At 73.0% G+C, this 23955-nt stretch carries 19 protein-coding genes and 1 riboswitch; of the genes, 10 read left to right on the forward strand and 9 right to left on the reverse strand.

The genetic code is table 11. The features are described from left to right. Positions 1-260: 260 nt before the first annotated feature. The 3 genes from IRY44_RS14255 to IRY44_RS14265 form a co-directional block, all read right to left on the reverse strand. Entirely contained in the window at positions 261-1598 is a 1338-nt protein-coding gene (locus IRY44_RS14255) for a uracil-xanthine permease family protein (protein ID WP_194800877.1), read from the reverse strand. 95 nt (positions 1599-1693) lie between these two features. Beyond that, on the reverse strand, positions 1694-2329 hold the full coding sequence (locus IRY44_RS14260) for an alpha-ketoglutarate-dependent dioxygenase AlkB (protein ID WP_194800878.1): 636 nt from the start codon (positions 2327-2329) through the stop codon (positions 1694-1696). A gap of 40 nt (positions 2330-2369) precedes the next feature. After that, complete coding sequence (locus IRY44_RS14265; RefSeq protein ID WP_194800879.1) at positions 2370-3695, reverse strand: polysaccharide pyruvyl transferase family protein; 1326 nt, start codon at positions 3693-3695, stop codon at positions 2370-2372. A 156-nt stretch (positions 3696-3851) separates the two neighbouring features. Here IRY44_RS14265 and IRY44_RS14270 point away from each other — a divergent pair, with 156 nt between their 5' ends. The 5 genes from IRY44_RS14270 to IRY44_RS14290 all read left to right on the forward strand — a co-directional run bounded on the left by IRY44_RS14270 (position 3852) and on the right by IRY44_RS14290 (position 8880). Then, entirely contained in the window at positions 3852-5069 is a 1218-nt protein-coding gene (locus tag IRY44_RS14270; RefSeq protein WP_194800880.1) for an acyltransferase, read from the forward strand. Between the two features lie 80 nt (positions 5070-5149). After that, the gene (locus tag IRY44_RS14275; protein WP_194800881.1) at positions 5150-5494 is read left to right on the forward strand and encodes a hypothetical protein; all 345 of its coding nucleotides are present in this window, start codon (positions 5150-5152) and stop codon (positions 5492-5494) included. 132 nt (positions 5495-5626) lie between these two features. Further along, on the forward strand, positions 5627-6391 hold the full coding sequence (locus tag IRY44_RS14280) for a hypothetical protein (protein ID WP_194800882.1): 765 nt from the start codon (positions 5627-5629) through the stop codon (positions 6389-6391). Between the two features lie 308 nt (positions 6392-6699). Then, positions 6700-6842, forward strand: a riboswitch (cyclic di-AMP (ydaO/yuaA leader). Between the two features lie 205 nt (positions 6843-7047). Further along, on the forward strand, positions 7048-7881 hold the full coding sequence (locus IRY44_RS14285; protein WP_269696489.1) for a C39 family peptidase: 834 nt from the start codon (positions 7048-7050) through the stop codon (positions 7879-7881). A gap of 252 nt (positions 7882-8133) precedes the next feature. Further along, positions 8134-8880, forward strand: a complete 747-nt coding sequence (locus IRY44_RS14290) for an alpha/beta fold hydrolase (protein ID WP_194800884.1) — start codon at positions 8134-8136, stop codon at positions 8878-8880. 37 nt (positions 8881-8917) lie between these two features. On the opposite strand, the gene IRY44_RS14295 is transcribed toward IRY44_RS14290, so the two are convergent. The 4 genes from IRY44_RS14295 to IRY44_RS14310 all read right to left on the reverse strand — a co-directional run bounded on the left by IRY44_RS14295 (position 8918) and on the right by IRY44_RS14310 (position 13915). Further along, a complete protein-coding gene (locus tag IRY44_RS14295) occupies positions 8918-10594 on the reverse strand; it encodes a CDP-glycerol glycerophosphotransferase family protein (RefSeq protein WP_194800885.1) in 1677 nt (558 codons plus the stop codon). An 18-nt stretch (positions 10595-10612) separates the two neighbouring features. Beyond that, entirely contained in the window at positions 10613-12115 is a 1503-nt protein-coding gene (locus IRY44_RS14300) for a bifunctional cytidylyltransferase/SDR family oxidoreductase (RefSeq protein WP_194800886.1), read from the reverse strand. Between the two features lie 104 nt (positions 12116-12219). After that, positions 12220-13020: an ABC transporter ATP-binding protein gene (locus IRY44_RS14305; protein WP_135239213.1), complete on the reverse strand. Its 801-nt coding sequence runs from the start codon at positions 13018-13020 to the stop codon at positions 12220-12222. Continuing rightward, positions 13013-13915: an ABC transporter permease gene (locus IRY44_RS14310; protein WP_194800887.1), complete on the reverse strand. Its 903-nt coding sequence runs from the start codon at positions 13913-13915 to the stop codon at positions 13013-13015. Before IRY44_RS14310 ends, IRY44_RS14305 begins: the two co-directional genes overlap by 8 nt. Before the next feature lie 155 nt (positions 13916-14070). Between IRY44_RS14310 and IRY44_RS14315 the strand changes: the two genes are divergently transcribed. From IRY44_RS14315 to IRY44_RS14335, 5 genes are all read left to right on the forward strand, one after another. Further along, the gene (locus IRY44_RS14315; RefSeq protein WP_135239215.1) at positions 14071-14703 is read left to right on the forward strand and encodes a TetR/AcrR family transcriptional regulator; all 633 of its coding nucleotides are present in this window, start codon (positions 14071-14073) and stop codon (positions 14701-14703) included. Between the two features lie 151 nt (positions 14704-14854). Next, positions 14855-15961, forward strand: a complete 1107-nt coding sequence (locus IRY44_RS14320; RefSeq protein WP_194800888.1) for a DegT/DnrJ/EryC1/StrS aminotransferase family protein — start codon at positions 14855-14857, stop codon at positions 15959-15961. Beyond that, positions 15958-16989, forward strand: a complete 1032-nt coding sequence (locus IRY44_RS14325) for a Gfo/Idh/MocA family protein (RefSeq protein WP_194800889.1) — start codon at positions 15958-15960, stop codon at positions 16987-16989. The genes IRY44_RS14320 and IRY44_RS14325 overlap by 4 nt, the downstream gene beginning before the upstream one ends. Continuing rightward, positions 16986-18668, forward strand: coding sequence for a glycosyl transferase family 1 (locus tag IRY44_RS14330; protein WP_194800890.1), 1683 nt, complete (start codon positions 16986-16988; stop codon positions 18666-18668). The genes IRY44_RS14325 and IRY44_RS14330 overlap by 4 nt, the downstream gene beginning before the upstream one ends. 98 nt (positions 18669-18766) lie before the next feature. Next, positions 18767-20359: a glycosyltransferase gene (locus tag IRY44_RS14335; RefSeq protein ID WP_194800891.1), complete on the forward strand. Its 1593-nt coding sequence runs from the start codon at positions 18767-18769 to the stop codon at positions 20357-20359. Between the two features lie 61 nt (positions 20360-20420). On the opposite strand, the gene IRY44_RS14340 is transcribed toward IRY44_RS14335, so the two are convergent. Next, positions 20421-22544, reverse strand: a complete 2124-nt coding sequence (locus tag IRY44_RS14340; RefSeq protein ID WP_194800892.1) for a hypothetical protein — start codon at positions 22542-22544, stop codon at positions 20421-20423. Then, positions 22541-23953, reverse strand: a complete 1413-nt coding sequence (locus IRY44_RS14345) for a glycosyl transferase (protein ID WP_194800893.1) — start codon at positions 23951-23953, stop codon at positions 22541-22543. The genes IRY44_RS14340 and IRY44_RS14345 overlap by 4 nt, the downstream gene beginning before the upstream one ends. Positions 23954-23955: the final 2 nt, after the last annotated feature.

Here is a 23955-nt window from a genome sequence, read left to right on the forward strand (position 1 = left end):
GAGTTGCGGGTGTGTGGGCACTCGCCCCCACCCTGCCCGGTCGATCATGAGGTTGGCGGGGACAAAACGGACACCGATCGCCGTCAACTTCATGATCGACGCGGTCCGGCCCTCCGGGTGCCCCGATCGCACCCCCACCGTCTGTTGACCATGAAGTTGGCGGGCGTGAATCGGGCAATTTGTGCCGCTAACTTCATGATCAACGGGGCGACGGCGGGGCGACGGCGGGGCAGCGGGACGGGTGGGGGAGAGGACCCGGGTCAGAGTTCGGGTTCGGGGGACTGGCGGGACTCGGGGGTGGTGCCCCGCAGGCGGGCGATCAGGCGCATGCCGTGGTAGATGACCAGGGCGGCGGCAGTACCCAGCGCGATGCCGTTGAACGACAGGTCGCCCGCGGTCAGGGTGTAGTTGGCGGCGCCGATGATCACCGCCACCGCGGCGGTGAACAGGTTGATCGGATCGTGGAAGTCGACCCGGTTCTCGATCCAGATCCGGGCGCCCAGGATGGCGATCAGGCCGTACAGCGCGGTGGTGGCGCCACCGAGCACCCCGGCCGGGACCGTCAGGATCAGCGCGCCGAACTTCGGGCACAGCCCGAGCAGGATCGCCGTGCCGCCGGCCACCCAGTACGCGGCGGTGGAGTAGACGCGGGTCGCCGCCATCACGCCGATGTTCTCCGCGTACGTGGTGGTGCCGGAACCACCGCCGGAACCGGCCAGCACCGTGGCGACGCCGTCGCCGAGCAGCGCCCGGCCCATGTCGCGGTCCAGGTTGCGGCCGGTCATCGCGGCCACCGCCTTGACGTGCCCGGCGTTCTCCGCGATCAGCACCAGGATCACCGGGATGACCAGCACGACGGCGCGCGCGTCGAAGCTCGGCGTGTGGAACTCGGGGAAACCGATCCAGGCCGCCTGGCGCAGGCCCCGGACCGCCTGCTGGTCGAGGTTGCCGGTCAGCGCGGCGAGCACCCAGCCGACCACCACGCCGACGAGGATCGACAGCCGCGCCACGAAGCCGCGGAACAGCACAGTGGTGAGCAGGATCGCGACGAGCGTGACCACGGCGATCAGCGGCTGCGCCTTCACGCCGGTGCCGGAGCCGCCACCGTCCCACGCGACCGGCGCGAGGTTGAGGCCGATCAGCATGACGATCGCGCCGGTGACCACCGGCGGCATCAGCGCGTCGATCCAGCGGGAGCCGGCCACCTGCACCACCACGCCGACGATCGCCAGCGCGACGCCCGCGACGACGATGCCGCCGAGGGCCGCGCCGATGCCGCCGTCGGTCTTCGCCGCCAGGACCGGCGCGATGAACGCGAACGACGAGCCGAGGTACGAGGGCAGCCGGTTACCGGTGATCAGCAGGAACAGCAGCGTGCCGAGCCCGGAGAAGAGCAGCGTGGTGGCAGGCGGGAAGCCGGTGATCAGCGGGACGGTGAAGGTGGCGCCGAACATGGCGACCACGTGCTGCACGCCCACGCCGATGGTGCGCGGCCAGGAGAGCCGTTCGTCGGGCGCGACCACGTCGCCGGGGCGTACCTGGCGGCCGTCGCCGTGCAGGGTCCACGGGGACCAGCGGGAGGTGGGGGACTGGGTCATCGGTCGCCCTTCGCGTCAGCGGGTGACGGGGGCGTGATCGACCCTGGGAGTTGTTTCTAGCACGTGCCCTGGCCGGATGTGGGCCCGGCCCGGGCTCAGGCGACGCCGGTGGGACGGAACTGGACGCTGACGCGGGGGCCGACCGGCCGGGTGGTCTTCGGCACCGCGTGCTCCCAGGTGCGCTGGCAGGAGCCGCCCATGACCACGAGGTCGCCGTGGCCGAGCGGGAACCGCAGGCTGCCGCCGCCACCGCCGCGGGGGCGCAGCAGCAGCGCGCGCGGGGAACCGAACGACACGATCGCCACCAGGGTGTCGGTGTGCGCGGAGCGGCCGAGGGTGTCGCCGTGCCAGGCGACGCTGTCGCGGCCGTCGCGGTAGAGGCACATGCCGGCGGTGACGAACGGCTCGCCCAGTTCGGGCGCGTAGTGCCGGGTGAGCGCGTCCCGGGCCGCGGTGAGCACCGGGTGCGGCAGGGGCCGGCCGGCCGCGTACCAGCAGAGCAGCCGGGGCACGTCGACAGCGGTGTCGTACATGGTGCGGCGTTCGGCCCGCCACGGCACGTCGTGCCGCAGCGTGTCGAGCACCTCGTCGGAGCCGCGCACCCAGCCGGGCAGGTGGTCGACCCAGGCGCCCCGGCTCAGCTCGTGCCGGCGCAGCGCCCCGGCGAGCGGGCCCAGGGTCGGGCCCTGCTCGGCCAGGTCGAGCATCGAGGGCTGGTACGCGTCGGACACGCAGCCGATCGTACCGTGCTCTCGAACAGGCGTACGACGGTCAGCGCCGCAGCATCCGGCGGACGGTGCCCGGGACGGCCTGCTTGATCCGCTCCCGGAGCTGCTGCGAGCGCAGCGCGTCGATGGTGGCGGTGAGCTTGGCGTTCTCGTCGCGCAGCCGCTCGATGCGGGTCAGCAGTTCGGCCGGCGGGGTGGCGGCGGCGGGCCGGACGGCCGGCGGGAACACCGTCTCGGCGACCTGTCTGTCGAAGCGCGCGGCGCTGTCGCCGTCGGCGAACGAGGTGCCGAGGTCGTGCTTGCGCAGGAACCCGGTGATGGTCTCGAAGCGGGCCTTGTGGCCGTCGTTGAGCGACGTGTAGTCGGCCTCCGCGTAGAGGTCGGCGGCGTCGACGTCGGCCGGCACGTCCCGCATGATCCGGTGCGGGATGCCGAAGTAGCGGGCCAGTTCCAGGGTGCGTGAGTCGTGCGCGAACAGGTAGCCGGGCGTGCCGGCGACGAGCGCGGTGATGGTGCCGTGGATGCGGGTGCCGAACGCGAAGTCGTACCCGGAGAGGTGGTCCATCCACGTCCACGGGTCGACGAACATGCGCACCTTGTCCTCGGCGAACAGCGGGTGCGAGGTGTGCAGCGGGATGTCGCTGCTCTGGCCCCGGTACTCGGGCGCGTCGCCGTAGAGCAGGGTGCCGAGTGTGCGCAGGTCCTGCGGCACGTAGCAGAGGTTCGGGTAGCGCTCCTGGTGGTGGCGGACCACAGCGGCCATCGAGCGGACGTACGGGGAGATGGTGAGCGCGACCTTCGAGTCGGCGGTCAGCTCCGGGCGGTTCTTCTCCAGGTGGAACGTGTCGCCGTGCAGGAACATCGACGGGCAGCCGATCTGCTCCACGTCGGAGAAGCCCAGCGCGTTGAGGTAGCTCTCGGTCACCTCGCCGCGGACGCCGATGCTGTGCGACCGGTCCAGCACGGCCTTGCAGAAGGCGCGCACCGGCTCGTCGATCTGGCGCAGGTACTCGCGGTCGCCGTCGACGTTCGTCTGCACGCCGACGCCGAGCACCACCACCGGGATCTTCAGCCGTTCGATCAGCCGGGTCAGCGGCGTCAGGCGGTGCACGAAGCTGCGGCGGAACGCGTTGGCGAGGGGTACGACGAACACGTCGTGCCGCTCGTTGATCTCGTCGGCGAGACGCGGGTCGGCCGGGGTGCGGGTCGGTGTGATCTCGGCTGTGGAGGTGGCGAGCAGCTTGTACGCGGCGTGGCTGAAGACCAGGTTGCCGCTGTTGTCCCCGATCCAGTTGCCGGCGAACGTCTCCTCGGGTGTGAGGACGTCGAACGGGCCCTTGCGGGCGCGGAGCAGGATCCGCTGGTGCATCCGGTTTCGCTCACCTTCCGTACGGCACGGCGTGCGGGCGGGAGCCGGGTGGGTGCCCGCGCGTGCAGAACGGAAATCCTATCCGCCGCCGCTGTGGAGCCGAGCGGACGTCGGCTCGCCGGGAACGTCCCGGTTGCCCGGGGTAGGGTGCCCGGAATGACCAGCGCGCCGACCGTCACCCGTGCCCCGCGACTGCCGTCGCTGACCGGATTGCGGTGGGTGGCCGCGCTGCTGGTCTTCGGCTTCCACGCCGGGACGATGGGGATCGTCGCCGAGCCGCACCTGAAGCCCCTGGTCGACAAGGCGTTCAGTCTGGGCCTGTCCGGCGTCGAGTTCTTCTTCATCCTCAGCGGGTTCGTGCTGGTCTGGTCGTACCGGGACGGGGAGCGCGCGTGGACGTTCCTGCGCCGCCGGTTCGCCAAGATCTACCCGAACCACGTGGTGACGTTCGTCGCCGCGCTGGCGGTAGCGGCCTGGTTCGCCGACCCGATCGTGCCGTGGGCCGCGATCGCCAACTTCTTCCTGGTCCAGGCGTGGATCCCGCTGGGCGGCTACTTCTACAGCATCAACAACGTGAGCTGGTCGCTCTCCTGCGAGCTGGCCTTCTACCTGTGCCTGCCACTCGTGGTGCCGTGGCTGCGCCGGGCCCGTACCGGGGTGCTGCGGACCGTACTGGTCGCGGCGCCGCTGCTCATCCTGGCGCTGTGGCCCGGCCAGCAGCTCGTCCCGGAGGAGCAGCGGTGGTGGTTCACCCAGATCTTCCCGGTGACCCGCTCGCTGGAGTTCTGGATGGGCGTGGCCGCCGCCGAGCTGATGCGCCGGCACCGCTGGCGTGGCCCGAACCTCGCCGTCGCCACCGGCATCTTCGTCACCACCTGGGTGGTCGCCGCGCTGTGGATCCCGGCCGAGTTCTGGGCGGCGCTGCTCGCTGTCGCGTACCTCCTGGTCATCGCCGCCGCGGCGGACGCCGACGTGCGCGGCCGGCCCACCCCCTGGCGGTCCCGGGCGATGGTCTGGCTCGGCGAGGTGTCGTTCGCCTTCTACCTGGTGCACGTGCTGGTCATGGTCACCGTGCTGCGGCTGACCGGGCACTGGGGGACCGGCCTGCCCGGCTGGCGCGGCCCGCTCGCGGTGCTGGGCTTCCTGGTGATCACGCTCGCGCTGGCCGCCGCGCTGCACCGCTGGGTGGAGACACCGATGATGCGCCTGCTCGGCCCGTCCCGCCGGGCCCGCGCGGCGTCGCCCGCACCGGCTGTGCCGGCTCCGCGCACGCCCGCCGAGGCCGCCACCGGGCCCGCCTCCGACGGGGGCGCGGCGTCCGTCACCGGTCCGGCCGAGGACATCGAGTACGCCGGGCGGCGTCGCCCGCACTGACACGCGCACACGTCGGCCGGTCGATCCGCGACACGCCGTACGGCGGTGCGTTCGTGGGGGTTCGGCGGTAATTTGTACCCGTGCTTCCGATCGCGCTCACCTGCCCCGTGTGGTGGGTGGCGCGCTGGACCGCCCGGATGCTCGCCAGTCTCGCCGTGGTCGTCGCCTGTTCGTTCGGCGCCGCCACGCTGCCGGCCGGTGTCGCCGCTGCCGCCCCGGCCCCGGCGGTCGCCGTCTCGGCGTACCCGGTCACGGGCACCTCGACCGCCGTGCGGCCGGAGGTCGACCGCGTGGCCGAGCGGCAGGCCCTCCCCGCCGGGGTGCCGGCGCCCGCGCCCCGGGCAGCCGCCCCGGCCGCACCGCAGCCGGTCCCGGCCGGACGGGCCGCCGCACCGGCCGGCCCGCGGGCCCCGCCCGCCCGCTGACCCGCTCACGGGCCGCGCCCGTCCTCCGCACCCACTCGCACGTCATCCCCGCACCCGCCCCGGCGGCCACCGGCCCGCCCCGGCGAGGTCGTGCGGGTCCTCCCGCCAGGTCCTTCCCGTGAGGTGCCGACCATGTCCCAGACCGCTCTGTACCACTTCCTCACCTCCGTGCCCGAGGCCGCCGCCATCTGGTCCTTCCTCCTGCTGCTCGCCCTCGGCCTGCTCGCCGCCCTCGTCGCCCGGCCCGAACGCGACCCCGTGCCGGAGGCCGCCCCCGAACCGGCCGACGCCGACGCCGCCCGCCGCGACGACCTGATCCGGTACGCCGAGGAGGTCGCGGTGGCCGCCGCCGGAGCCGCCCAGACGGCCCGTCGCCGCCGGGAGCGGTGGCTGGCCGCGCAGGACGAGGCGGACCGGGCCTGGACCGCGTACGACGAGGCGGACGCCGCCGCCCGCCGCCTCGCCGGTGCCGCCGCGCTGCCCGCCCCGCGCACGCCGCGCACCCCCGCCGAGTACGCGGCCCGGGAGCGCTGGCTGCACCACGCCGCCATGACGGCGCACTGGCGGGGCGACCTGACCGCCCGTCAGCTCGCCGACGTGCTGGCCCGCCGCAACGGGTGGGATCCCCGCCGGCACCCGGCCGAGCAGGAGATCCTGCTGGCCCGCACCGTCCGGGACGGGCGCCGGGCCGGATGGGAGAGCGCCGCCGCGCGGGAGCGGACGGCCTGGCGGGACGCGGAACTGGCCGCCGAGGCCGCCCGGACGCTCGCCGCCGAGGCGTACGCGGCCACCGCCGCGCTGCGGCCCGCCCCGGCGTACCGGAGCGCGACGGCGAGCGCCGTGCCGGTGGCCGCGACGGTCCGCAACGCCCGCTGGCGCCCGGCCCGGGTCGGCTGAGACGACCGTCTCGACCGAATCGTTACCCGGAATATGGTGAGCCCGGTCACCCGGGCCGCCGAAACGGGCGCCGGGCGCAGAACGGGTCATCGAGTCCCGCGATTGCCGGTCGGGTGCTCGCCGTCTGTCCGCTTTCCGCCGCCGGGCGCCGTCGAAACTGCTTGTCCCATTGAGCGAAGTCAGTAACCGGGTGTTCCGAAATCCGTTACCGCGGATCACGTTTACGCAGGTGGGAGCGCTTGGCATGGGACATACCCACCGGTAGTGTCGGCGCGTCCGATGCGGTAATCGATCGCCGACGGCGACGCCGCACCGACCCGCCTAATCGTGTTCCACGAACCGGGGACCCATGAGCACCATCGGGGTGAATCCGCGGGCCGACGGCCCGCGGTAGGGCGTACTTCCCGCCCGAATCCGTCAGCTAACCCGGTCGGCGGCCACGGAAGGAGCAACCCCTCTTGCCCACCCCTCGATCGTCCCCCCGCCTCCACGGCGAAGCGGTGCCCGCGCGCGCCTGACGCGCGACCGGCAACCGCCCCCTGGGCGCCCGGCATCACGGGCGTTCCCGATCCCCCGGCCATCCGGCCCCGCCAGCACGTGTGAGTTCCTCCGCGTGCCGGGCCGGCGTGCGCCGCTCACGCCCCGTGGAGGATTTCGTGAAGCACCACCTGAAGCGTCAGCTGCGACGGATCGTCACCGAACGCCCGTACCAGATCATCGCCGGATCGGCCGCCGCGCTCGTGCTGGCCGCCGGTGCCGGAACCGTCGCCACCGCCGGTGACGACGCCCCGGTCCAGGAGAACACCGCCGCGGTCGCCGACCTCGGCTCCGCCCGTCTCGGCGAGCAGCCCGCCAGCCGCGGCGAGGCCCGCATCGCCGTACCGCCCAGCGCCTCCGCCGCGCCCAGCGCGTCGCCGAGCGCCTCCCCGTCCGCGAAGGCCACGGCGGACCCGGACACCACGCCCAAGGCCAAGCCGAAGCCGCCGTCGAGCAAGTCGCTCGACTACGACTACCAGGCGCAGATCAACTACTTCTACTGCGGCCCGGCCGCCGTGCGCAACGCGCTCAGCGCCGCCGGCATCGAGCGCAGCCAGGACGCGCTCGCCGGTCCTCTCGGCACCACCGAGATGGGCACCAACTCCGCCGAGGACACCACCCGGGTGCTCAACCAGCAGGTCAAGGGCAACCCGTACCGGACCCGCATGATTCCCGGCTCGGCCACCCCGGCCCAGATGGACCGCCTCCAGGCCGACGTGGTCGAGGCGATCAGCAACGGCCGCGGGGTCGTCGCGAACGTCGCCGGTACGGCCACCGACACCAACGGCGGCTGGCACTCGTTCCCGGGCGGCCACTACGTCGCCGTGGTCGGCTACAAGGACGACGGCCGGACCGTGCGGATCGCCGACTCGGCCGACCCGTCGCTGCCGTCGTACTGGGTCACCACGATCGACCTGGCGCACTGGATCGCCAGCCGCGGCTACTCCGCCTGACCGTCCCGCACACCCGAAGGCCGGCACCCCACCCGGGGCGCCGGCCTTCCTCGTCCCGCCCCCGCCCTCACGCCGTCTTGGCGCGCCGATCTTGGACTTGTGGCACCCAGTATGCCCGGCTCGCCCGCTATGGAAGGTGCCACAACTCCAAGATCGAGGGTGAGGGCGGCGTGTGGGCGGCCGGAGCCGCAGCGAGGGGGTCGGCGGGGTTCGGTCTCGCGTGTCCGGGGCGGGCGGTGGCAGACTGCGCCAATGGGCGATGCGACGGGGAAGCGGCACCTGATTCTCCTGCACGGCATGGGTGCCACCGGCGAGGTGTGGCTGCCCTGGGCGCCGCTGCTGGAACGCCGCTGGCCCGGCCGCTGGCTCGCCCCCGACCTGGCCGGTCACGGCTGGTCACCGCCGCTGCCCGGCTACTCGTTCGAGGCGCTGGCCCAGCGCGTGGTGGACGGGCTCGGGCCGGTGCGGCTCGGCCCCGACGACCGGCTGGTGCTGCTCGGGCACTCGCTCGGCGGGGTGGTGGCGCTGGCGCTCGCGGCCCGGCAGAGCGGGCTCCCGGTCGACGCGGTGGTCGGGCTCGGCATCAAGGCGGTCTGGTCGCCGGCCGAGCTGGCGAAGTCGGCGGAACTGGCCGCCCGGCCGGTCACCTGGTTCGCCACCCGGGACGAGGCGGCCCGGCGCTACCTGCGGGTATCAGGGCTCGCCGGGCTGTTCGCCCCGGACCACCCGGTGGTGGACGCGGGATTGCGGCGGGAGGACGGCCGCTGGCGGCTCGCGATGGACCCGGCCGCGTTCGCGGTCGGGGAGCCCCGGCTGCCGGTGCTGCTGGCGGCCACCGGTGTACCGGTGCTGCTGGCCCGCGGCGAGGCGGATCCGATGGTGACCGACGCGCAGCTCAAGGAGCTGGGCGTGCCGGTGGCGACGCTGCCGGGACTGGGCCACAACGCGCACGTCGAGGACCCGGAGGCGGTGCTCGCCCTGCTCGACCCGTACCTCTGAACGGGCGAGCCGGCCCGCGACGGGCCGGCTCGCGCTTCTAGCGGGCCGCGCGCGGCCCCGGGACCGCCCAGTCGGGTTCCAGTTGCCGGCGGGCGGCGGAGAGGAACGCCTCGGCGTAGGCGTCGGCGGGGAAGTCGCCCAGGTAGCGGGTACGCGCCGCCCAGCGCTGTGCCGCCTTCGGGTCGGCGTCCAGCAGGTCGGTGAGCACCTCGTCCACGTTTGACATGTCGCGCCGCAGCACGTAGCCGGACGCCGCGAGCGGGAACCGCTCGACGAAGTGCTCGCCGTCGGCGCCGGTGTCGGTGACCGCGTACGGCTTGCCGGAGTAGAGCCAGTCGGAGATGACCCCGGAGACGTCGGAGACCAGCGCGTCGGCGCGGTTGACGCACTCGGTGAGCGTCAGCTCGCGGCTCGCGGCGGCGCCGAACAGGTGCGGCCGGCCGGTCTTCGCACGGTCGGCGGCGAGCAGTTCGGTGAGGCGGGCGAGCTGGCGGGCCGAGGCCGGGTTCTTGCCGGTGTACGGGTGGGCGCGCAGGATCACCACGGCACCCCTGTCGATCAGCCGGCGGATCAGCGTCTCGGCCACCGGCAGCGAGCAGTAGTTGGCGTCGGCGTGGTGCCCGGTCCAGGTGGGCGTGTAGAGGACCGTCGGGTGCGCCGGCGGGGTGACCGGCTCCCGGCGTACCTCGATGGCCTCGACCTGGGGGCGGCCGACCACGACGAACTTGTCGGCGGGGATCTCCACGCCGGCGCGGGCGTACCTGTCGATCGCGGCCTGACCGGCCACGAAGATCTTGTCGAAGATGGCCGAGACCGGGTTGGCGCTGGGGGCCTTGTCGCTGTCGCCGTGGTGCAGCTGCACGTGGGTGAGCCGGCTGAACCGGATCAGGTGGGCGTTCTTCGCGCCGTGGTTGACGTAGAACGCGACCCGCAGGCTGGGCACCAGCGCCTCGTCCAGCGCCTTCAGCGTGGGGCAGAGGACCACCGGGGCGCGGGTGGCGGCGGCCACCGCGGGCAGGAGCTCCGGCTCGCGCAGCACCACCATGAACGGGCGGCCGATCCGTTCCAGGTACGGCAGCCACATGGTGACCTGGTACTCCGAGCCGGGCGGGGCGGAGAAGTGCAGCACGAACTCGGGCTGGTGGCGGCGCAGCGCCCGGCCGACCGGTCCACCTCCGGCTGGTGGCCGGAACCGGCGCCGGGCGAGGTCCAGCGCGACCGCCCCGCATCCGGCGCCGACCAGCAGCGCGGCGACCAGCGCGGTCCAGGCGGGCAGCGTCAGGGCGGCGGCGAGCGCCACCACGGCGAGCAGCACCAGCAGCGCGTCGCCGAGCCGGGCGGCGACCACTGGTGTCCACGTGCGGACCGGGAGGTTCGCCGCGCGGATCTCCAGCGCGCCGGCCTGCCGCAGCGGGCCGACCAGCAGCACCAGCCCGAGCAGCACCAGTGCGGTGGCGGTGAGCGCCGGGTCGAAGCCGTCGTCGAGGCGCCGGGCGTAGCCGACCAGGATGCCGGCGGCCACGAGCACCGTCTCGGCGAGCCCGTCGGCGGACGGCCGGACGCGGCGCTCCCAGGCGGTGGCGGCCAGCGCCGCGACCGCCAGGGCCAGGCCCCAGCCGGTGGCGCCGGTGAGCGCCACGACGAGGAAGGCCAGCACCGCCAGCCCGGTGGTCAGCACCCGGGCGAGCAGCTTGCGGACCAGGTCACCACGCATCTGGTCGTCCCGTCGGGTTCAGGCGTCGGCGGACAGCTCGGACCGGTGCGGGCCCGGCTGGGCCGGTACGGCGGCCACCTGCTCGCCGGGGGACCGGCGCACGTCGACCACCTGGCCGGTCAGGTCGGAGATCAGCACGTCCAGGGACGCCTGCGCGACCGCCTCGGAGGAGAGCAGCGTGTGCTCCGGCTCCTCGCCGAACGCCCGCGTCCGCATCGGAGTGGCGGTGCGCTCCGGGTTGACGCAGTTGACGCGTACCCCGAACTCGGCCCACTCGTCGGCGAGCGCCTGGGTCAGGTTGACCAGCGCGGCCTTGGTGGCCGAGTAGAGCGCGTAGCGGGCCCGGCCCCTGGTGTACGAGCTGGACGTGTAGAGCAGCAGCTGGCCCTTGGTCTGCTGCAGGTACGGCAGGGACTGGCGCGCGATGGTGACCGGGCCGACGAAGTTGACGTGCAGGAGACGGTCCATCGTCTCGGTGTCCATCTCGGCCAGAGCGCCCTTCTCGAGGATGCCGGCGGTGACCACCACGTGGTCGATCCGGCCGGTGGCCTCGAAGGCGGTCTTCAGCGCGGCGGCCACGTCCTCGGCGCGCTCGACGTGCGTGCCGGTGGTGGAGCGGCTGAACGGGAAGACCTGTGCACCGTAGGAGCGGGCCAGTTCGGCCAGGTCGTGGCCGATGCCGTAGCTGCCGCCGAAGACCACGATGGTCCGGCCGGTCAGCTCCTCGGCGTAGCTGCGGTGGTCGGTCAGCCGGGGCGCCTGCGCGGCGGCGAGCTGGAACAGCTTGTCGGCCAGGTGCACGTCGACCGGGTGGGTGACCTTGATGTTCTCGTCCGAGCCGTCGATCACCTTGATCGGCGTGCCGGGCAGGTAGCGCAGCACCACGCCGCAGTCGTCGGTGGCGGCGAAGTCGGGGTCGCCCTCGGCGTGCCGGTACGCCTCACGGATGGTGCCGGAGCGGAACGCCTGCGGGGTCTGGCCGCGGCGCAGCCGGGAGCGCACCGGGATGTCGGTGATGCAGTCGTCCGCGTCGACCTGGATGATCGTGTCGGCGGACGGGATGGCCACGTCGACGGCCGAGTAGGTCCAGAGCGCGTTCACGCACTCACGCACGATCCGGGCGCTGACCAGCGGGCGGACCGCGTCGTGGAAGAGGATGTTGACGTCGCCCTCGCCGACCGCGTCGAGCGCGATCCGGGTGGTGTCGTTGCGGGTCTCACCGCCCTCGATCACCTTGGTGACCTTGCGGAAGCCGGCGTCGGCGACGATGCGCCGCGCGTCGTCGACGTGACCGGTGGCCATCAGCACGATGATCTCGTCGATCTCCGGCGCGGCCTCGAAGACGGCCAGCGTGTGCTCGATGATCGGCTTACCGGCGATCTTGAGCAGCTGCTTGGGGATGCCCAGCCCGAGGCGCGTACCGGTCCCCCCGGCGAGGATCACGGCCACCGTACGCGCGGGGCGCCAGGGTGCCGGGCTCGCCGGCGCGGCGTCCGGTGCGGTGGTGTGGTCCTGCGTCATTGCCGTACCTCACTCTGGGTGAAAGGGGATGGGTCCGAAAACCTTAACGCGTACGCGGGAGCGCACCGCTCCGGGCGGAACCCGGTGCGGTGCGCTCCGAGGCGCTACTTCTGGTTCTCGTACGCGTCGCAGACCTCCTTGGTGGGGCCGTCCATCTTCAGGACGCCGCTCTCCAGCCAGATGGTCCGCTCACAGGTGTCCCGGATCGAGCCGATCGAGTGGCTGACCAGGAAGACGGTGCCGGCGCTGTCGCGCAGTTCGCGGACCCGCTGCTCGCTGCGGACCCGGAACTTGCGGTCGCCGGTGGCCAGCGCCTCGTCGATGAGCAGCACGTCGTGCTTCTTCGCCGAGGAGATCGCGAAGCGCAGCCGCGCGCCCATGCCGGAGGAGTAGGTGCGCATCGGCAGCGAGGCGAAGTCGCCGCGCTCGTTGATCCCGGAGAACTCGATGATCTCCGGGGCGATCTTCTTGACCTCGTCCGGGTGCATGCCCATGGCGAGGCAGCCGAGCACCACGTTGCGCTCACCGGACAGGTCGTTGAGCAGCGCGGCGTTGACGCCGAGCAGCGACGGCTGGCCCTGGGTGTAGACGGCGCCGCGGGCCGGCGGGAGCAGCCCGGCGATGGCCCGCAGCAGCGTGGACTTGCCGGAGCCGTTGCTGCCGATCAGGCCGATCGCCTCACCCTCGTACGCGGTGAAGCTCACGCCCTTGACCGCGTGCACCTCGCGGATGTTCGGCGCCTTGGTACGGGAGACGATCCGCTTGAGCGCGGAGACCGGTGTGGTGCCGCCGGTCGCGCCCTTGTGGATCCGGTAGATGACGTGCACGTCGTCCACCACCACTGTGGGGACGCGGCCCGAGTCGGTCACCGGGCCGGCGTTCAACGGCAGGGTCTGCTCAGCCACGGCCGTACTCCTTCTCTCCGCGCCAGAAGTAGACGAACCCGCCGACGCCCATCACGATCGCCCAGAACACCCCGAGCGCCCAGAGCTTCGCCGGGGAGCTCACCAGGTGCGCCTGGTGCGAGTCGAGCAGCGCGTAGCGGGCCAGCTCGATGAAGACCAGCGGCGGGTTCCACTCCAGGATGTTCGCCGCCCACGGCGGCAGGTGCTCGCGGATGAGCGTCACCGGGTAGAGCACGCCGGAGGCGTACAGCCAGGTGCGCATCACGAACGGCATGACCTGCTTGAGGTCGGTGGCCTTGGAACCGAGGCGGGCCATGACCATGCTCAGCCCGACGTTGAAGATCGTCTGGAGCAGCAGCATCGGGACGATCAGGATCCAGCGGAAGGTGAGCGGCTCGCCGGTGACGAGCACGATGCCGGCCAGCACCACCATCGACATGAGCAGCTGCTGGAGCTGCACCAGCGTGACGGTGATCGGCAGCGCCGCCCGGGGGAACTGGAGCGCCCGGATCAGGCCCAGGTTGCCGGTGATCGCGCTGACGCCGTTCGAGGCCGCGGTCTGCGTGAAGATGAAGATGAAGACGCCGGTGCACAGGTACGCGATGAAGTTCGGCACGTTCCGGTGCTGGCCCAGGATGACGCCGAAGATCAGGAAGTAGACGGCCGCGTTGGTGAGCGGTGTCAGCACCTGCCAGAGCTGGCCGAGCTGGGTGTTGCTCAGCGAGGAGGCGACCTTCGCCCGGGAGTACGCGGTCATGAAGTGCCGGTACGCCCACAACCGGCGGGCGTACTCACCCAGGGCGGGTCGTTCCCCGGCCACCCGTAGCCCGTACCGCTGGGCCAGTTGGGCCCGGGTCAGTCCGGATTCGGGGTCGGCCACCGCGGTGTTGGCCATGTTCAGGCGCTCCGATCTTTCGTGCTGATGGGGAGCAGTGCGGTGAATGAGATCCAGCGTGGCCGGGCGGGGAGGAGCCGCCTCGCTGCTGCATGGAAGGTAGTCCACCGAACGTCGGGACGCAACCGTACCGTCGTTGCGCTACATTGTTCCACGTGACGACCGAGAAGAGGCGTGCTCCGGCCGGCGCGGCGGTGCTGCGCGGGGAGATCACCAGTGCCATCCGCGCCGCCGTGATGCAGGAGTTGGCCGAGGTCGGCTACGGTCGCCTCTCCATCGAGGCGGTGGCCCGCCGGGCCGGTGTGAGCAAGACCGCCATCTACCGCCGCTGGCGTTCCAAGCTCGATCTGGTGCTGGACATGGTCTCGGCGGTGGCGGGCCGGAACATCCCGCTGCTGGACACCGGCAGCCTCCTCGGTGACCTGGAGATCCTGCTGCACGTGATGGCGCGTGCACTACGTCACCGGCTGGCCGCGCAGATCATCCCGGACCTGCTGGCCGAGGCGGCCCGCAACCCGCAGATCGCGGAGAAGTTGCAGGCCGCCCTGGACGACTACCAGCAGGCGGTGGGCCGGATCCTGATCGGCCGCGCGGTCGAGCGCGGCGAGCTGTCCCCGGCCACCGACAGGCGGGCCGCCGTCGATCTGATCGTCGGTCCGGTCTACTGGCGGATGGCGATCTCCCGGGCCCCGCTGGAGCCCGCCGAGGTGCCCCGGATGGCGGCCGCGATCGTCGCCGCCCTGCGGGTAGCATGCGTGGAGCCTGTGCGCGACGAGGTGGAAGTGTGAGCCCCGGGCCGCCCCCGGAGGTCCGTCGCCGATCATGAACAGAAGGTCACAACCGGTCGGACAATCAGTGCGAACGGCTGGTTTTCCCGACAGAGCGGTACCATCCCCCGAAATGTCTCCCATGAACCACGCGTCGACAGGAGGAAGCCCCATGGCCGGGCCGCATCCAGAGTTCATTCCCCCCGCACGGCCGATCATCGGCGAAGCCGAGATCGAGGCGGCCGTCCGGGTGCTGCGGAGCGGCCGGGTCGTGCAGGGCCCCGAGGTCGCGGCATTCGAGGAGGAGTTCGGCGACCTGGTGGCCGGCCGGCACTGCGTCGCCGTCAACTCCGGCACCTCCGCGCTCCAGCTGACGCTGATGGCGCTCGGCTTCGGCCCGGGCGACGAGATCGTCGTCCCCTCGTTCTCCTTCGCCGCCAGCGGCAACGCGGTCCGGCTGGTCGGCGCCGAGCCGGTCTTCGTGGACATCGAGCCGGGCAGCTTCTGCGTCGACCCGGAGGCGGTCGCCGCGGCGATCACGCCGAAGACCGTCGCGATCATGCCGGTGCACCTCTACGGCCACCCGGCCGCGATGGACCGGATCATGGAGATCGCGCAGCAGCACGGCCTCGCCGTGGTCGAGGACGCCGCGCAGGCGCACGGCGCCGAGCTGAACGGCACCCCGGTCGGCGCCTTCGGCACCGCCGGCTGCTTCAGCTTCTACCCGACGAAGAACATGCACTCCCTCGAGGGCGGCATGATCACCACCGCCGACGCGGACCTCGCCCGCACCCTGCGGCTGCTGCGCAACCAGGGCATGGAGCAGCGGTACGCCAACGAGATCGTCGGCGCCAACATGCGGATGACCGACGTGGCCGCCGCCATCGGCCGGGTGCAGCTCACCCAGCTCGCCGAGTGGACCGAGCAGCGCCGCGCCAACGCCAAGTTCCTCGACTCGGCGATCACCGGCATGGTCACCCCGCCGGTCGCCGACGGCGCCAAGCACGTCTACCACCAGTACACGGTGCGGGTGCGGGGCGACCGGGACGCCGCCCAGGCCCGCCTCACCGAGCTGGGCATCGGCAACGCGGTCTACTACCCGACCCCGATCCACCGGCTCAAGCCGTACCTCGTGGACGGCAAGCCGGGCGCGTGGGACCTGCCGGAGACCGAGCGGGCCGCCGCCGAGGTGGTCTCGCTGCCGGTGCACCCGTCGCTGAGCCAGGCCGAGCTGGAGCGGATCGCCGAGGGCGCGAACCTGGCCGGCGGTGCCCGATGAGCGACGGCGGACGGAAGCTGCGGGCCGGCCTGATCGGCCTCGGCGCGATGGGGCGCAACCACGCCCGCGTGCTGTCCAACCTGGACGGCGTCGAGCTGGTCGGCGTGGTCGACCCGGCCGGCGACGTGACCGGCACGCTGCGCGCCCCGGTCGTACCCGAGCTGAGCGACCTGCTCGCCCTCGGCGTCGACTACGCGGTGGTGGCCTGCCCGACGGCGCTGCACGAGCCGATCGGCATGGAGCTGGCCGCCAACGGCGTCTGCGCGCTCATCGAGAAGCCGCTGGCCCAGTCCGTCGACGCGGCCACCCGGCTGGTCGAGGCGTTCGAGAACGCCGGCCTGGTCGCGGGCGTCGGCCACATCGAGCGCTACAACCCGGCGCTGCAGAGCCTGCGGACCCGTCTGGAGGCGGGCGAGCTGGGCGAGGTGTTCCAGGTCGTGACCCGGCGCCAGGGCCCGTTCCCGCACCGGATCGCCGACGTCGGCGTGGTGATGGACCTGGCCACCCACGACATCGACCTGACCGCCTGGGTGACCGGCCGGCAGTACGCCTCGGTCGCGGCCCGCACCGTCTCGCGCAGCGGCCGGCTGCACGAGGACATGGTCGCCGTGGTCGGCCAGCTCTCCGACGGCACGATGGTCAACCACCTGGTGAACTGGCTCAGCCCGCTCAAGGAGCGGTCCACAGTGGTCACCGGTGACAAGGGCTGCTTCGTGGCCGACACGCTCACCGCCGACCTGACGTTCTACGCCAACGCCGCCATCGACACCGAGTGGGAGGCGCTGCGCGCGTTCCGCGGCGTGGCCGAGGGCGACATGGTCCGCTACGCGATCCCGAAGCGCGAGCCGCTGCTGGTCGAGCACGAGCGCTTCCGGGACGCGGTGGAGGGCAAGCAGAGCGACATCGTCACGCTGCGGCAGGGTCTGCGTACCGTACAGGTCGCGGCCGCCCTGCTGGAGTCGTCCGCCGACGGCAAGGTCGTGTCCGTGGCGGCCAGCGGCAGCGACGCGGAGCCGGCACTGCGATGAGCCCGGCGCCGGTGCGGCGGACGGTCTCCGCGGTGCGGCGGCGGATTCCCCGGCGGTGGCGCATCGCGCTCCGCCGGGCCGCCGCCGGCACGCGCCCCTGGGAGACTCCTTCGGTACGCGAACTGTGTGAACTTCCCGCCGGCACGCCGCTGCTGGTGCATGCCGGCGGGATCACCGGCGACCGGGCACTGGACGGCGTGCTGCGCGCCCTGGCCCGGTTGCCCGAGTTCCACCTGGCGCTGGTCTGCGACCCGGCGGAGCAGGCGGCCGTCCAGGATTTGGTCCGCCGGGCCGGCAAGGCCCGACGCCGGGTCCACCCGGTGCCGCGCCCGCGCACGATGACGGCCGCGTTCCTCGCCTCGGGGGACGTGGCCGTGTTCGGGTTCGCGCCGGACGCCGGTCTCGGGCTGCTCGACACCTGCCTCGCCGCCGGCCTGCGGATCGTCGCCGCCGACAACCGGGTGGTCCGTGAGCACCTGGCCCGCCACCGGACCGGCGACTTCTACGCGCCCGGCTCGGTGCCCTCCTTCGCCAAGGCGGTGGAACGGGCCTGGCAGCGGGGCGACGACGACACGCCGGAGCCGCCGGAGCCGGCGGTCGCGCCGGTCGAGGCCGGCACTCCGGGCCGGTGGCGGGCGCTCGGCGCCGGGCCGGTCCGGCTGGGTCTGGGCACGGCGAACTACGCCGGGCAGCTCTCCGCCCTCGCGGTGGCGATCAGCGCCGCGCGGGCGGACGTCGGCATCGAGCTGGTCGTCGCCAAGCCACCGGCCACCTACCGCTACCCGGCCGACCGGTATCTGCACTTCCCCGGCGAGCACCGGCTCGACGTGCAGGTGCAGCAGGCCGCGCGGGTGCTCGGCTTCTACACGCACCTGATCGTGGACGCGTTCCGTCCGGTGCTCGGCCGGCTCAACGGCGACGACATCGCCGCGGACCTGCCCGCGCTGCGCCGGGCCCGGCTCAAGGTCGCGCTGCTGGCGCACGGCAGTGAGATCCGCCACCCCGGCGCGCACCTGGAGCGGCACGCCGAGTCCGCGTTCCGGGACGCGCCGGAGGAGCTGCGCGAGCGGCTCACCGTGGTGGCCGAGCAGAACCGGCGTACGGCCGAGGAGAGCGGCCTGCCGTTCTTCGTGACCACGCCGGACCTGCTGGACGACGTGCCGTTCGCCACCTGGGCGCCGCTGATCGTGGACGTGGACGCCTGGGCCTGCGACCGCCCGGTGCTGGAACGCACCCGGCCGGTGGTGCTGCACGCCCCGTCCAACCGCTGGACCAAGGGCACCGACCGGCTGCTGCCCCGGTTGCAGGAGCTGCACGATCGACGGATCATCGAACTGCGCCTGGTGGAGGGTCTGCCGCACAGCGAGATGCGCCGCCTGGTGCAGGACTGCGACATCGTGGTCGACCAGTTGGTGATGGGCAGCTACGGCACCTTCTCCTGTGAGGGGATGGCAGCCGGCAAGGTCGTGGTGGCGTACGTGAGTGAAGGACCGCACCGGGCCGCCGGGGTCCAGCCGCCGATCGCCAACGCCACACCCGGCACGCTCGTCAAGACGATCGAGTCGCTGCTCGACGACAGGCCCGCCGCGGTCGCCCTGGCCGCGGAGGGCGCGCGTTACGTCCGTGACCACCACGACGGCCGGCGGACCGCCGAGGCATTCGACGCCTTCCTCCGGTGACCCGCCGACCGCCCGTGCACCGCCCCGCCAACGAGGAGAAGCACCCGATGCAAGCTGTCCCGAGTAGCGATGCCCGACCGACCCGGGGACGGGTGGTGATGCTGGTCGACAACGGAGTCCACGGCGACTCCCGGGTGCAGAAGGCCGCCCGCTCCGCCGCCGAGGCCGGCTGGGAGGTGATCCTGGTCGGCATCCTCAAGGGCGCGGCGACCGAGGACACCTGGCGCATCGGCGACGCCGAGGTCCGCCTGATCCGGATGCCCCGGCGGCTGACCCACCCGGTCGCGTACCGCCGCGCGCTGCTGCGCCGCCCGCTGGCGTACAAGCCGGGGCCGGACGCCAAGCGGCGGCTGAACACGCTGCGGGCCCGCCGGGACGACCTGACGTTCCGTCTCTCCGAGATCAAGGTGAACCGGGCGGCGGGCGGGCCCCGCCTCGCCGAGCTGGCCGGCAAGGCCCGGCTGGCCGCGCCGTACTTCCTCAACAAGACGATGTTCCGTTGGGTCAAGTTCCGCTCGGCGCAGCTGCGGCGGCTCCAGGAGAGCCAGCAGAACCCGGACTCGCGGCTCGACCGCGCCGCGCTGCGGTTCTGGCAGCGGGTGCACGGTGACCGGGCCTGGCGCCGGCTGGACCCGGAACTGTGGGACTTCGAGCTGGCCTTCGCCTCGGTCGTGGACGAGCTGCGGCCGGATCTGATCCAGGCGCACGACTTCCGGATGCTCGGCGTCGGCGCGCGGGCGGTCATGCGGGCCCGGGCCGGCGGACGCGACGTCAAGCTGCTCTGGGACGCGCACGAGTTCGTCCCCGGCATCATCGGCCGGCCGGCCAACCTGCGCTGGCTGCCCGCCCAGATCGCCTACGTGCGGGAGCACGCGCCGTACGCCGACGCGGTCATCACCGTCTCGTCCACCCTGGCCGACCTGCTGCGGGAGAGCCACGACCTGCCCGAGCAGCCGGCCGTGGTGCTGAACGCGCCGCCGCGGTCGCTCACGCCGGAACAGCGGGCCACGCCGGTACCGGACATCCGGGCGATGTGCGGCATCGACGCCGGCACGCCGCTGCTCGTCTACTGCGGCGGCATCAACCCCTCGCGCGGCGTGGACATCATGATCCGTGGGCTCACCGAGATGCCCGAGGCGCACGTCGCGCTGGTCTCGGTGCACCCCAACGGCAAGGCCCCGATCATGTACGAGCTGGAGGAGCTGGCCGCCGAACTGGGCGTGGCCGACCGGGTGCACCTGCTGCCGTACGTGCCGCACTGGCAGGTGTCCGCGTTCGTCGCCCCGGCCGACCTGGGCGTCATCCCGATCCACCACAAGCCGAACCACGAGATCGCGCTGATCACCAAGTTCTTCGAGTACGCCCACGGCGGCCTGCCGATGGTGGTCAGCGACGTGCGGACGATGGCCGAGGCGACCCGGGCCACCGGGCACGGCGAGGTCTTCCGGGCCGAGGACCTGGACGACTACGTCCGGGCGGTGCGTACCGTGCTGGCCGATCCGCAGCGCTACCGGGCCGCGTACGACCGGCCGGGTGTGCTGGAGCAGTGGACCTGGGAGGCGCAGGCCCGGGTGATGGACGAGGTCTACACCCGGCTGCTGCCGAACCACCCCGGCCCGATGCGGCCGGCGGCGGCGGACACCGCCGTCACGGCGGTGCCGAACCAGCGGACGGCGGTGCCGGTGCGCTGACCGGCGGAGAACGACAGCGGGGCCCGGCCGACCGGCCGGGCCCCGCACTCGTTGCGCCTGCTCAGTCGCCCAGCAGCAGCCGGTCGTAGTCGGCCTGGGTGACGGCCCAGTCCCAGGTCTTCAGCACGTGCTCCGAGGCGGCCCGGCCGGCGTCCGCCCACGCCTGCTCGGTCGCGGTGACGGCCAGGATCCGCTCCGCCGCCTCCGCCGGGGTGTCCGCCATCCAGTCGGCGGGGAAGAGGGTACGGGCACCGTGCGGCTTGCCGGCGAAGAACGGCCAGTCCCGCACCACCGGCACAGCGCCGCTCGCCACGCCCTCCACCAGACCGCAGTGGAAGCTCTCCCGCACCGAGGTGCTGAGGATGACGCCGACCTCCTGGAGCGCACCCGGCACGTCGTCGGTCTGCCCGTAGCGCCGGACCGCGCCCAGCGGCTCCAGCTCGGCCAGGTCCTTGGCGAGCAGCCGGCCGTAGTCCTTCGCCGGCTTGCTGGTCCGGTTGTTGAAGTTGCTGCCGATGAGCGTCAGGTTGTACCGCTCGTCGTGCTCCCGCAGCTTCCGCAGCACGTCGATCGCCCACCGCGGGTCCTTCGCCACCGAGCTGAACCCGACCAGCCCCAGCGTGAACCGGGCGTCGGCCGGCTTGGCCCGGGGGTAGCGCTGCAGGTCCATCGCGTTGTCGACCACCCACAGCCGGGGGGCGTGTTCGCCGGTGAGCTGCGGCAGCACCGCGGTGGACAGGTCCCGCAGGTGCTCGGAGACGAAGACGACGTCGTCGACCCGGGAGAAGTCCACCAGGTGCGGCCAGAAGTTGAACGCCTCGAAGCTGTGCAGCCGGACGATGATCCTGGCCGTCCCCGGGTCGTGCAGCGTGAAGAGCGCGGCGGTGGCCTGGCACCAGTCGACGAACACGGTGTCGGCCCAGTCCAGGTGCGGCCGAAGCCACTCCTCGATCTTGGCCCCGTACGTCGACTCGGCGCCGAGCAGGTGCTCCATCACGGTGCTGCCGCTGAGCGCCAGCGGACGGGTCACCGGGTCCTCGTACAGGTCCAGGAAACGGACCTCCACGTTCGGCATGCCCCGGTAGCGCTCCAGGATCTCCTGGAGGAAGTTGTCGTTGATCAGCGTGGTGACCAGCAGCCGCAGCGGCCGGTCGGTGGGCGCCGGGGCGGCCGGGGCGAGCCGGCCCCGCGGCTCGGACAGCTTCCGCGCCGCCGCGCTCTCCCGGAACGGCGCCAGGAAGGCGCCCGGGTCGTCGCTCATCGGCGAGGAGAGCCGGTCGAAGTGCAGCACCCGGTTGGACGCCAGGCTCCACGCCCGCGACACCGCAGCGGCGGCCTTCTTCGGGTCCTTCGCCAGCCGGGCGTCGGCAAGCGCGAGCTGGGCGCGGATCGCGTCGTGCAGCCCGGACGGGACGTGCCCGAGGGCCAGCTCGCCCTGCGCGGCCTTGGTGAGCACGTCCGCCCGGGTGGCGGCGCTGTTGATCCGGCTGACCGCGGCCGCGGCGGTCCGGGCCGCGACCGCCGGGCGGCCCGCCTTGACCGCGCTGTCGTGCAGCCGTACCGCGAGCTTGCTGCGCAGCCGGTCCGGTACGCGGGGCGCGGCCACCGCGCGGGACCAGAACCAGGCGCCGGCCGGGTTGCTCATGATCCGCTGGCCGGTCGCCTTCTGGACGGTGGTGCGCACGGTCTCCACCGCCGCCCGCTTGGCGCCCCGGGTGCCGATGCCGGCGGCCGCCGCGACCTGCCGCTCCAGCCGCTTGCCGACCGGCTCGGTACGCGGCGCGTCGAGCGCCCGCTGCGCCGGCACGAGCCCGAAGTGTGCGCCGGCCCGGGTGTTGCGCTGGGCCATCTCCCACACCGTGTAGACCGACCGGGGGTCCAGCGCCACCAGCAGGTCGGCGGACCGGAAACGCTGCCGCAGCCAGGCATGGCGCTGCGCGTGCAGCCAGATCTTGCGGTTGGCCTGCGCCCGGCCGAGCGCCCGCCGCAGCCGGGCGTCGCGCTTCTCGGCGGGTACGACGAACGACCGCACCTCGGCCAGCGCCGGGTCGACCGGGAGTTCCGCGCTGTCGAAGAAGCACGCCACCGTGACGCGGGCGCCACGGCTGCGGAAACGTTCCAGCGCCTCGATCAGCACGGCCGGCTGCTTCGGTGCGGCGGCGGCCACGATGAGCACTGTGGTCACAGTCGGGCATCTCCCGTCGAGGAGGTAGTGGCCGGGGTGGCCGCGCCGGCGCCGGTGGGCCGGACGAGTTCGGTGAGGCGGCGGACCGCCGGGGCGAGCACAGCGGGCCGCGCGAAACGGCGGGCCAGGTCCCGGGCGGCGGCCCGGTCCGCGTCGGTCGCCTTCAGGGCCAGCCGGCCGGCCTCCACGAAGGAGCCGGCGAGGCGGTGCGGGTCGAGCCCGACCGCCCCGGTCCACAGCGGATGGCCGGCGAGCACGTTGCTGGCGTCGTGGTCGACGTCGTGGGCGGAGAGCACGGGCAGGCCGCTGGCCATGAACTCGTACACCTTGCCGGAGGTGACGAACCGTCCACCGACGAGCATCAGCACCAGCGCGTCCCAGGAGCCGTACGTGGCCGCCAGCTCCGCCTTCGGCACCGGGCCGCCGAAGCTGACCCCGTCGACGGCGGCCTCCTTGAGCAGGTCCATGTGCCGGTTGGCCTCACGCGACGCGCCCGCGCCGATGTGCCCGCGCACCTCGAACCGGGAGCGGGCCAGCAGCGGGTCGTCGCGCCGGGCGATGCGCCAGGCGTCCAGTACCGACTCCAGGAACGCCGGGCTGAAGTTGACCGAGCCCAGGTAGCCGAAGGTCAGCCCGGCTGCCGGGTCCGGCGAGCGGCCGGAGATGTCCGGCAGGCTGTCCTCGTCGTAGCCGTTGCGCACCACGTGCACCCGGTCGGCCAGGTGCGGGTAGCGCTCCCGGTAGAAGCCGGCGATCGGGTCGTTGACGCACCACACCGCGAGCGCGTTCTCCAGCACCGTGGACTCCCACCGGCCGGAGACCGAGTCGCGGGTGAACGCCTCGCCGCCGCCGATCACGTCGAGCGACCAGCCGTCGCGGAAGTCGACCGCGTACGGGACCTTGTGCTCCTCCCACAGCTTCCGGGTGGCCGCCAGGTTCACGTACGGGGCGCAGGAGGCGAGCAGCAGGTCGGCCGGGTGCTCGCGGTGCAGCCGCAGCACCGCCTTCTCCAGCTCGTACCGCCAGCCGCCGAACACCGGCTCCGGGAACGCCTGCTGCTCGCGCTTGCGAAGCCGCTTGATCCAGCCCGCCGGGTCCAGCGACCGCTCCTCGGAGAACGCCCTGATGTCGGTCTCCAGGTCCTCCCGGATCAGCGGCAGCTCGACCACCCGCACCCGCGGGTCGACCTTCTCCGACAGCGTGTGGTCCAGGCCGTACTCCCGCTCCCACGCCTGCTGGCAGATCGTGATGACGGTGATGTCCCAGCCCTGGGCGACGAACTGGTTCGCCGTCTCGCGCAGCCGGTACGCGCTGCTCTTCGCCGCGGGCGGGAAGCCGATCGCGAGGTAGATGGCGTGCGGCCGCTTCCCGCCCCGCGAGCGGGGGAGCGGGACGGTGTGGTTGGTCATCG

The organism is Micromonospora sp. ANENR4 (assembly GCF_015354395.1).
Taxonomy (GTDB): Bacteria; Actinomycetota; Actinomycetes; order Mycobacteriales; family Micromonosporaceae; genus Micromonospora; species Micromonospora aurantiaca.

Excerpts from the sequence above, each read along its gene's own strand:
- IRY44_RS14255 (WP_194800877.1), bottom strand. The coding sequence starts at position 1,598 with ATGACCCAGTCCCCCACCTCCCGCTGGTCCCCGTGGACCCTGCACGGC.
- IRY44_RS14265 (WP_194800879.1), bottom strand. The coding sequence starts at position 3,695 with ATGCACCAGCGGATCCTGCTCCGCGCCCGCAAGGGCCCGTTCGACGTC.
- IRY44_RS14270 (WP_194800880.1), top strand. The coding sequence starts at position 3,852 with ATGACCAGCGCGCCGACCGTCACCCGTGCCCCGCGACTGCCGTCGCTG.
- IRY44_RS14280 (WP_194800882.1), top strand. The coding sequence starts at position 5,627 with ATGTCCCAGACCGCTCTGTACCACTTCCTCACCTCCGTGCCCGAGGCC.
- IRY44_RS14290 (WP_194800884.1), top strand. The coding sequence starts at position 8,134 with ATGGGCGATGCGACGGGGAAGCGGCACCTGATTCTCCTGCACGGCATG.
- IRY44_RS14295 (WP_194800885.1), bottom strand. The coding sequence starts at position 10,594 with ATGCGTGGTGACCTGGTCCGCAAGCTGCTCGCCCGGGTGCTGACCACC.
- IRY44_RS14300 (WP_194800886.1), bottom strand. The coding sequence starts at position 12,115 with ATGACGCAGGACCACACCACCGCACCGGACGCCGCGCCGGCGAGCCCG.
- IRY44_RS14310 (WP_194800887.1), bottom strand. The coding sequence starts at position 13,915 with ATGGCCAACACCGCGGTGGCCGACCCCGAATCCGGACTGACCCGGGCC.
- IRY44_RS14320 (WP_194800888.1), top strand. The coding sequence starts at position 14,855 with ATGGCCGGGCCGCATCCAGAGTTCATTCCCCCCGCACGGCCGATCATC.
- IRY44_RS14325 (WP_194800889.1), top strand. The coding sequence starts at position 15,958 with ATGAGCGACGGCGGACGGAAGCTGCGGGCCGGCCTGATCGGCCTCGGC.
- IRY44_RS14330 (WP_194800890.1), top strand. The coding sequence starts at position 16,986 with ATGAGCCCGGCGCCGGTGCGGCGGACGGTCTCCGCGGTGCGGCGGCGG.
- IRY44_RS14335 (WP_194800891.1), top strand. The coding sequence starts at position 18,767 with ATGCTGGTCGACAACGGAGTCCACGGCGACTCCCGGGTGCAGAAGGCC.
- IRY44_RS14345 (WP_194800893.1), bottom strand. The coding sequence starts at position 23,953 with ATGACCAACCACACCGTCCCGCTCCCCCGCTCGCGGGGCGGGAAGCGG.